At 70.4% G+C, this 8115-nt stretch carries 6 protein-coding genes; 4 read left to right on the forward strand and 2 right to left on the reverse strand.

The genetic code is table 11. From position 1 onward, the window contains the following. The first annotated feature begins 139 nt into the window (after window positions 1–139). Both AC1DUQ_RS13090 and AC1DUQ_RS13095 read left to right on the forward strand, forming a co-directional pair. Entirely contained in the window at window positions 140–919 is a 780-nt protein-coding gene (locus AC1DUQ_RS13090) for an ABC transporter permease (RefSeq protein ID WP_477073921.1), read from the forward strand. Next, a complete protein-coding gene (locus tag AC1DUQ_RS13095; RefSeq protein ID WP_477062095.1) occupies window positions 916–1497 on the forward strand; it encodes an ATP-binding cassette domain-containing protein in 582 nt (193 codons plus the stop codon). The genes AC1DUQ_RS13090 and AC1DUQ_RS13095 overlap by 4 nt, the downstream gene beginning before the upstream one ends. Before the next feature lie 12 nt (window positions 1498–1509). Here AC1DUQ_RS13095 and AC1DUQ_RS13100 read toward each other — a convergent pair whose 3' ends face one another. Both AC1DUQ_RS13100 and AC1DUQ_RS13105 read right to left on the reverse strand, forming a co-directional pair. Then, window positions 1510–1932, reverse strand: a complete 423-nt coding sequence (locus AC1DUQ_RS13100; protein WP_477062096.1) for an SRPBCC family protein — start codon at window positions 1930–1932, stop codon at window positions 1510–1512. A 179-nt stretch (window positions 1933–2111) separates the two neighbouring features. Continuing rightward, window positions 2112–3665 (reverse strand): hypothetical protein, encoded by a 1554-nt coding sequence (locus AC1DUQ_RS13105; protein ID WP_477073922.1) that lies wholly within the window; start codon window positions 3663–3665, stop codon window positions 2112–2114. Between the two features lie 342 nt (window positions 3666–4007). Here AC1DUQ_RS13105 and AC1DUQ_RS13110 point away from each other — a divergent pair, with 342 nt between their 5' ends. Both AC1DUQ_RS13110 and AC1DUQ_RS13115 read left to right on the forward strand, forming a co-directional pair. Then, window positions 4008–7220 carry an nSTAND1 domain-containing NTPase gene (locus AC1DUQ_RS13110; RefSeq protein ID WP_477062099.1) on the forward strand — a complete coding sequence of 1071 codons (3213 nt, stop codon included), beginning with the start codon at window positions 4008–4010 and terminating at the stop codon, window positions 7218–7220. 169 nt (window positions 7221–7389) lie between these two features. Then, on the forward strand, window positions 7390–8115 hold a 726-nt coding region (locus AC1DUQ_RS13115), incomplete at its 3' end, for a hypothetical protein (protein WP_477073923.1).

The following is an 8115-nucleotide window of genomic DNA, read 5'->3' on the forward strand; positions in this document are numbered from 1 at the left end:
GCGCCGATCGCCGAGGCCGCCATCCCCTCGTCCCACATCACCTTCATCGACGGCGCCGAGCTCAAGAGCCTCCTGGGCGGCTACCTCCAGGTGCTGTTCGACGCCGACCCGGCCTCAGTCGGTGGGAGCGTGCCAGGGGATGACTTCTACCTCCGCCGCTGAGAGCACGGCAACGCTCGCCCGGGGGGCTGTGCGCCCCCTGGCGGTCGTCGCCTTCTGGGTCGTCGTCTGGCAGGTGGCGGCCCTGGTCGTCGGGCACGAAGTGCTGTTGGCGTCGCCCGGCAGCGTCGTCGTCCGGCTCGGCGAGCTGAGCCTGACCGCGGACTTCTGGAGCACCGTCTGGACCTCGTTCGCCCGGATCGCCGGGGGCTTCGCGGCAGCTTCGGTCCTCGGCACGCTCGGCGCGACCTTCGCGGCGTCGTCCCGGGTCGTCGACGCCCTCGTCACCCCGGCTCTCGCCGCCGTCCGCAGCGCTCCGGTGGTGAGCTTCATCATCCTCGTGCTGATCTGGGTGAGCAGCGACCAGCTCGCCCTGGTCATCAGCTTCCTCATGGTCCTGCCGATCATCTACACCAACGTCCTGGAGGGCATCCGGCACCGCGACCGCGCGCTCCTGGAGGTCGCCGACGTGTTCCGGGTGCCGAGGCTGCGGCGGCTGCCCGCCATCGACGTCCCCGCCGTCCTGCCGTTCTTCACCGCCGCCTGCCGCGTCGGGGTCGGCCTGGCCTGGAAGAGCGGAGTCGCCGCGGAGGTCATCGGCCTCGCCGAGGGCAGCATCGGCGAGCGGCTCTACGAGGCGAAGATCCTGCTCAGCAGCGCCGACCTGTTCGCGTGGACCGCGGTGATCATCGCCGTGAGCTTCGCCGTCGMGAAGCTCCTGGTGGCGGGCCTGCGGTACGTCGAGAGGCGCCTGGCGTGATCGCGCTCCGAGGCATCCGCCACCGGTTCGGCGCCGAGGTGGTGCTCGACGACCTCGACCTCGACCTGGACGAGGGCCGAGTCACCGCGCTGACGGGGCCCAACGGGTCCGGCAAGACGACCCTCTCCCGCTTCCTGCTCGGACTGTCCGTCCCCGACGACGGTGAGGTCCTGGGAGTGGACGACCTGCGCCGCGCCGCCGTCTTCCAGGAGAACCGGCTCTGCGAGCAGCTCTCGGCCGTCGGCAACGTGCGCCTGGTGCTGCCCCGCTCCGTCCCGTCCAACGCGATCGCTGCCGAGCTGCGCCGCGCCGGCCTGGACGACACGGGCCTCGCCAAGCCGGTGCGCGACCTGTCCGGCGGGCAGCGGCGCCGGGTGGCGATCGTCAGGGCGGTGATGGCCGATGCCGACCTCCTCGTACTGGACGAGCCCTTCACGGGTCTCGACGCCCTGGGCAAGGTCCAGGTGATGACCTGGCTCCGTGAGCGCTGTGCCGGGCGGACGACGCTCCTGATCACCCACGACCTGGCCGAGGCGCACTGGTTCGGTGCCCGTGTCGTCACGCTGGCGCGGCGCTGACCTGGTCTGCTTCTACGTGGTCTCGGCGGCGAGCTTGATCGAGGCGGCCTCCGTCTCGACGTACCGCTCGGTCAGCGACCGCGTCATCAGCCAGCCGACCCCGGACATCGGACCGGACACCGTCAGGGCGAGGGTGAGCCGGCTCCCGTCGGGGTGCGGCTCGACGACGTGCGAGGCCGTGATGGTGACGCCGGGCGAGCTCGACTCCCAGGTGTACAACGATCCGTCCACCAGCTCGGTGACCGTCCACACCGCTGGGGACAGCCGTGGCTGCTGCAACCGCGTCCGGGAGCCGACTGCCAGCGGTCCGTCGTCCAGACGCTCCACCGCGTCGACCGTCGGGATCCGCTCGGGCCAGCGCTCGACGTCGACGACCACCGCCCAGACCGTCTCGGGCGGCGCTGCGATGGTGACGGCGTGCTGCAGGCCACGCATGCGCCGAGTCTAGTGACGGCACCCCCGTGACACCGTGGCCACCGGACGCTCAGGAAGCGAGATCCGGCGGGTGCTCAACTGCCGGACGGACCGCGCGGCACCCGGTGGGCGGCGTCACCCGCCCGTCGGCTGGCGTCCGGCTCGGCCAGAGGTTCGCGAACGCACGCCGCACCCCACTGCTACGGCTGGCGGGCGGGCACCTCGGTGGTCATCACGCAGTTGCCCTGGCCCTTAGGCCGCTGGTAGTCGAACCCGAGCTGCTCGTACATGGTCCGCGTCGCGTTGTACAGGAAGGACGAGGAGGTCGTCTTGCCCGGCGGGAGGTCGTGCGGGTACGACTCGACCAGGCCACCCCCCGCGTCGGCGATCAGCGCGAGCGCTCCTCGGACAGCCACCGACGCCACTCCCTTGCGACGGTAGTGGCGGTCCACGAACAAACAGGTGATCCGGAAGTCCGGCCGTCGCACGACACCCTTCTCCCACTCCTTGCGGTGTTGGATGTTCGGCAGCTCGGCGACCGGCCCGTACTGCGCCCAGGCGACCGCGACGTCGCCGTCGAACACCAGCGCCGCGTGGGTCCGGCCCGCCATGACGAGCTGTCGCTTGAACTCGCGGTTGCCGATCGCGCGGCGCTCCTCCACGGGGTCGGGGTAGAGGTGGAAGTGGGTGCACCAGCACCCGCCCCAGACACCGTTGTGCCGCTCCGCCAGATCCGCGAACGCGTCCCAGGTCTGCGGCCCGAGCGGTTCGATCTGGTAGCCGTCAACCGTGAGGCCCACATCGCCCATTCGCACGACAGTAGCCGCGAAGGTGCGCCTGTGGCACCCGTCCGCCGTTTCCTCGACGCGTCCCGCAGCGAGCGAAGACAGTCCTGGTCCAGTCGCATCAACCGTCCGGTGCACCGGCAGGGCAAGGAGAGGTCGAGGTCTTCCCGATGCGAAGAGCCACGTTCTCACCGCTGACGGCGAGGAGCGGGCCGACCGWCAGTCGTCGGGCCTGACGAACTCGATCGAGTCGAAGACGGCGCGTGCCTCTCTCGCCAGCGCCGGATTGACCGAGACGTCGGATCCCATCGCGATCACGGCGCGCTCACCATTCAGGTCGACCGCTCGGTAGGTCTGGCGCTCGTCAGCGTTTCCGGTGTCGAACCAGCTTCCGTTGCAGTCCTGCGCGAAGTCCGAGTAGATGCACACCTTGGCGAAGTCGCAGTCGGTGACGTCGACGTCGCTCTCGGCCGCGTGCTCGAACTCGAAGCCGGCGTAGTCGCCCACCATGACCTCGACGGCAGGGGTGCTCACCGTGGACGCCTGCGCCGCCATCGCATCGACGAACGCTTGCGCCGTCGGATCGATCTGGACCAGCGCGCCCCTCCAGGCGCATGCGTCCGTCGGGACGTAGATGACGGGGTAGAAGAACAGGGCGGCATCCCATGTGTTCGGGAGAAGATCCGGGTCGTCCTTGCCCAGGCTCGCGCCGTCGAAGGTCTCCCAGCCGTCTGGGACGGTGATCTCGAAGGGCACCGGGTAGCCGGTCACGAGGTAGGTGCCGGCGTCGATGTCGCCGCTCTGCGGGAACGGTTGGATCGTGTCAGCCTCGGGCGTCGATGCGGGGGACGGCGGTTCGGTCGCGGTGCACGCGGCGAGGCCGACGCACGCCAGCAGAGCGACGGCAACACCCGCTCGCCGCGAGCGTGTCGCGTGAGCGGCGCGGGAGCGCCGGGTCGATGTCCACATGTCCAGGTCCTCTCCTTCGATCCATGCAGCGCCGGGGCTGCTCGATCAGTCAAGGACCAGCGTGTATCAGCAGGATAATGGCGCCCATCGCGTGTGTATCGGCCCGATATCAGCCGTCTTGACGGCTGTGGGAGTCGGGGTCACGGTGGCGTCATGCAGGTGCACGTCCTGGGAGCGCTGACGCTCGACGACGGTGCGATTGCACTGGCTCCACGCGATCGTGCGGTGATGGCTGCACTCACGGTCCGCCTGGGTGCGCCGTTGTCGGCTCCATCGCTCGCTGCGGCGCTATGGGGCGACGACCCACCGCCGTCGTGGTCGCACATCGTTCCAGGGTGCATCATGCGGTTGCGTCGGCTGATCGCACCGGCTCAGATCGAGACCACCACGCACGGATACCGACTGGTCGCAGAGCACGTCGAGGTCGACGCCGAGCAGTTCGAGCGACTTGTCACGCGGGGCTCGCAGCAGCTGGAGCTCGGTGAGCCCGAGCGTGCTGCGCACACGTTCTCGGAGGCTCTCGCACTCTGGCGGGGAGAACCGTTCGTCGAGCTCATCGACTGGGAGCCGGCGCGGATCGCGTCAGGTTGCCTCGAGGAGATACGCCTCGGCGTCGAGGAGCTGCTCCTGGACGCGCGCCTCCAGGCGGGTGAGGTTCACGAGGTCGCCGCCTCGGCGCGCGCCCGCGTCGCGGAGGCGCCGTTGCGCGAGCGGCGCTGGGTCGTGCTGAGCGTGGCCCAATATCGCCAGGGGCGGCAAGCGGATGCGCTCGCCACCGTCCGCCGGGCGCGGGGGTTGCTCGCTGCCGAGCTCGGGCTGGATCCGTGCACGGAGCTCGCTGAGCTCGAGCAGGCGATCCTCCGGCAGGATCCCTCGCTCGTGTCCGACCGGGTCTTCCGGGCCGCGAACCCGGAATGTCCGTACTTCGGCCTACCTCCCGCGGGCACGGGTGACGCGGAGCGGTACTTCGGTCGCGAGCAGGAGCTGTCCGGGGCGCTGCGGGCGCTCGAGGAGAATGGCGTGCTGCTCGTCGCGGGCTCATCGGGCGTCGGTAAGTCCTCCTTCGTGAGGGCGGGGATCGGTGCGCAGTTCCTTGCGCGCGGCGTCGCGGTAGCCGTCGTGACGCCCGGCGAGCACCCGGTCGATGCTCTTCGCAATGTCGACCTTCCCGCCGGGGAGTCGCTGCTCATCGTCGACCAGTGCGAGCAGGCGTTCGCCGTGGCCGACCCGGCCGAGGTCCGGGAGTTCTTCGACGCCCTGTCGCGCACCCTGTTCCGCGGTCCGCTCGTCGTGACGATCCGCGCCGACCGTCTCGGAGACCTGGCCGATCGCGAAGGCTTCGCCCAGATCATCCAGTCGCACATGCTCATGCTCACGGCGCTCGACCCCGACGGGCTGCGGGCCGTGATCGAGAAGCCCGCCGAGCAGTCCGGACTCATCTTGGAGCCGGGCCTCGTCGAGATCCTGGTCCGCGACTCCGACGGGCGAAACCTTCCGCTCCTCTCCCACGCCCTGCGCCAGGTGTGGTCCCGACGTGAGGGCCGCGTTCTGACCGTCGAGGGCTACCGCGCATCTGGAGAGATCGACGGTGCCGTCGCGAAGACCGCGGAAGACGTCTTCGAAGCACTGTCGCAGGACGGCGCGCGGCTGCTGCGCGACATCCTCCTGCGGCTCGTCGAGTCCTCCGCAGACGGCGCGGTGATGTCTCGCCGGGTCGAGCGCACCCGGATCGCCATCGACGACGCCCATGCGAAGATCGTCGACCGGCTGGCCGACGCACGCCTGCTCACCACCGATGACGAGTCCGTGCAGCTGTCGCACGAAGCACTCGCACGGGAATGGCCACGGTTGAAGGAGTGGCTCGCCGATGATGTCGAGGGCCAGCGCATCATGCGACACCTCGGCTCCGCGGCCGCCGCCTGGGATGCGATGGGACGACCCGACAGCGAGCTCTATCGCGGCAGCCGACTGACGACCGCCCAGCACTGGCGGGACACGGCCGGTCCCGCGCTCACGGGCGTCGAACGAGAGTTCCTCGATGCCTCGTCGGCGAACGAGACCGCAGGACTCGCTGCCGCGCAGAACCAGCTTCGCAAGGAGCGCCGCATGGTGCGGCGACTCTCCTTCGTGTCCGCCGGCGCGGCCGCGCTCGCGATCTTTGCGGTGACGGCGAGCCTCGTTGCCGGCGTCCAGGCGAACCTCGCAGGCGAGCGCGAGACGGTCGCAGAGGCCCGGCGGGTCGCTGGGATGGCGCTGGAGGAGCCGGACTTCGACCGTGCGCTCCTGCTCGCCGTGGAGGCCATCCACATCTGGGACGCTCCCGACACTCGAGTCAACCTCGCACGCGTCATCTCGCGCGCACCCCGGCTGACCAGCATCATCCGCATACCGGAAGACGGAGTCGCCGCCGTGAGCATGTCGCTTGCGGAGGCCGGGACGCGAGCATCGGTGATCGACAGCGACCACGACCTGCGGCTGTTCGATCTGGACGACCGATCGCAGCTGGGCGAGTACTCCCCGTTCGGAAAGACGGTGGTGACATCGGCCGTCGACCCCGTCTCAGGCTCCGTCGCGTTCAGCGAGGCATCCGACGCCTGTACTGACGCCGGTTGTGCTCGGCGGACGGGGACGCTCGATGTCGCAGAGCAGGGCCGCTCCGGCGTCGCAACCTACGAGGGGATGGGCGGGACCGCGACAGACGTCGAGTACTCGGCCGACGGATCCCTGTTCGCAGCGCTCGCGGCGACACAGCAGCCTGAGTCATCCATGACCATCGCCCTCTGGCGGGGCGGCGCGGGAGACCCGACCGGCCCGATGCTCCTGGAGCTCGGCGTGATCGGTTCCGATCCGACCTCCACGCCCGTTCAGGCCTTGCCCGGTCCGGCCTGGCAATACGGTGCGGTGAAGTTCTCGCCGGACGGCTCGCGGCTGTACGCCAGCGGGTTCGGGCCGACCGTCGTACTGGACACGGCATCGGGCGAGGAGCTGGAGCGGATCGCCGGCACCGGGGTCCTCGCCGTCAGTCCGGACGGCCGCCGGATCGCCGTCCGCGACGGCTCGCGCGCGGTGCGCATCGTCGACTCCTCCGCAGGACCCATCACCGTCTCGCTGTCGTCCTTTCCCACGGTGGCCGACTTCAGCCCGGACGGCACTCGGCTCGCCATCGCCGCCGGCGCCGGCGTCGTCGTGGCGAGCACCGAGACCGGCGAGATCGCGGAGACGCTCCGGGAGCATGACGGCGAGGTCACCGCGGTCGAGTTCCGACCGACCGGCGAGCTGGTCACGGCCGGAGACGACGGCACGATCATCACGTCGGACTTCGGCGACTGGGAGGCGGCCTTCGGCAGCGACCTGCTCCTACGGGAGCACGCACCCGCCGAGCTCGATGAGCGCACCGTCGCGCTCGAACAGTCCGACGGGCGATGGCAGGTCGTCGTCGCCGAGCCCGCGGTGTGGGAGGAGCGCGCGTGCCAGGTCGCCGGACGAGTACTCACCCAGCAGGAGTGGGCGGAGTTCATGGGATCTCGTTCGTACGCCCCGGCATGCGGGGAATGAGCGCGGCCGGCGCTCACCCGACCACGCTCGGCTTCTTGTCACGCACTAGAGAAGGAGGCTGACCGTATTTGCAGGTTGTGAGGCGTCTATTCGTATCGACCGGACCTGATGGCCCTGCCGATGTCTCGGGATGCCCGAGGTATCCGAAAGTCAGCCGAAGGAGACAACGATGTCCAGTCGCACAAGCAGCTCCCTGCACGCACGCAACCTCGGTGGCCGTCGATGGCGTACTCCCGCCGTCGTGGCGGCGCTCGCCGTCGGCTGCACGATGGCCGGGTCCGGGGTCGCCGTCGCCGGTGACCGCACCCACGGCGCCCCCGATCTGTTCGTGGCCGCGTGGGACCTCACGGCCACCCAAGCCCTCGCCGCCGCGGGGTTCAACCCCGTCGAGAGCCACGTGATGTTCGCCTACGTCGCGATCGCGGAGTACGACGCCGCGGTGGCAGTCCACGGCCACGGCGACCACTTCGCCGTGGACGCCGACGCCCCTCGCGGCGCATCCGCCGAGGCGGCGGTGTCGACCGCCGCGCACCGGGTCCTGGCCCACTACCTGCCCGCGCAGAAGCCGACGATCCTGGACCCGGCGTACCAGACGGCGCTCGGGTCGATCCCCGACGGCAGCGCCGAGACGGCTGGCGTCGCAGTCGGCGAGCGTGTCGCCGCGGCCTTGATCGAGCTGCGCCGCGACGACGGCTTCCGCGCCACGGTGCCCTACACGCCGCCGGTCCCGGCGCCTGTCGGAACATGGATCCCGACCGCTCCGACCCCGCCGCTGGGGACGTTCCTCCCCGGGATGCGCCCGTTCGCGCTGCGCTCGGCCGACCAGTTCCGCCCCGACGGACCGCCGGACCTCGACAGCCGGCGGTGGGCCAAGGACTACGCCGAGGTGAAAGCG

This window comes from Cellulomonas sp. P4_B5_2 (genome assembly GCF_056402235.1).

Bases quoted from the DNA above. Each gene is read 5' to 3' on its own strand.
- AC1DUQ_RS13100 (WP_477062096.1), bottom strand. From the start codon at position 1,932: ATGCGTGGCCTGCAGCACGCCGTCACCATCGCAGCGCCGCCCGAGACG.
- AC1DUQ_RS13110 (WP_477062099.1), top strand. From the start codon at position 4,008: ATGCGGTTGCGTCGGCTGATCGCACCGGCTCAGATCGAGACCACCACG.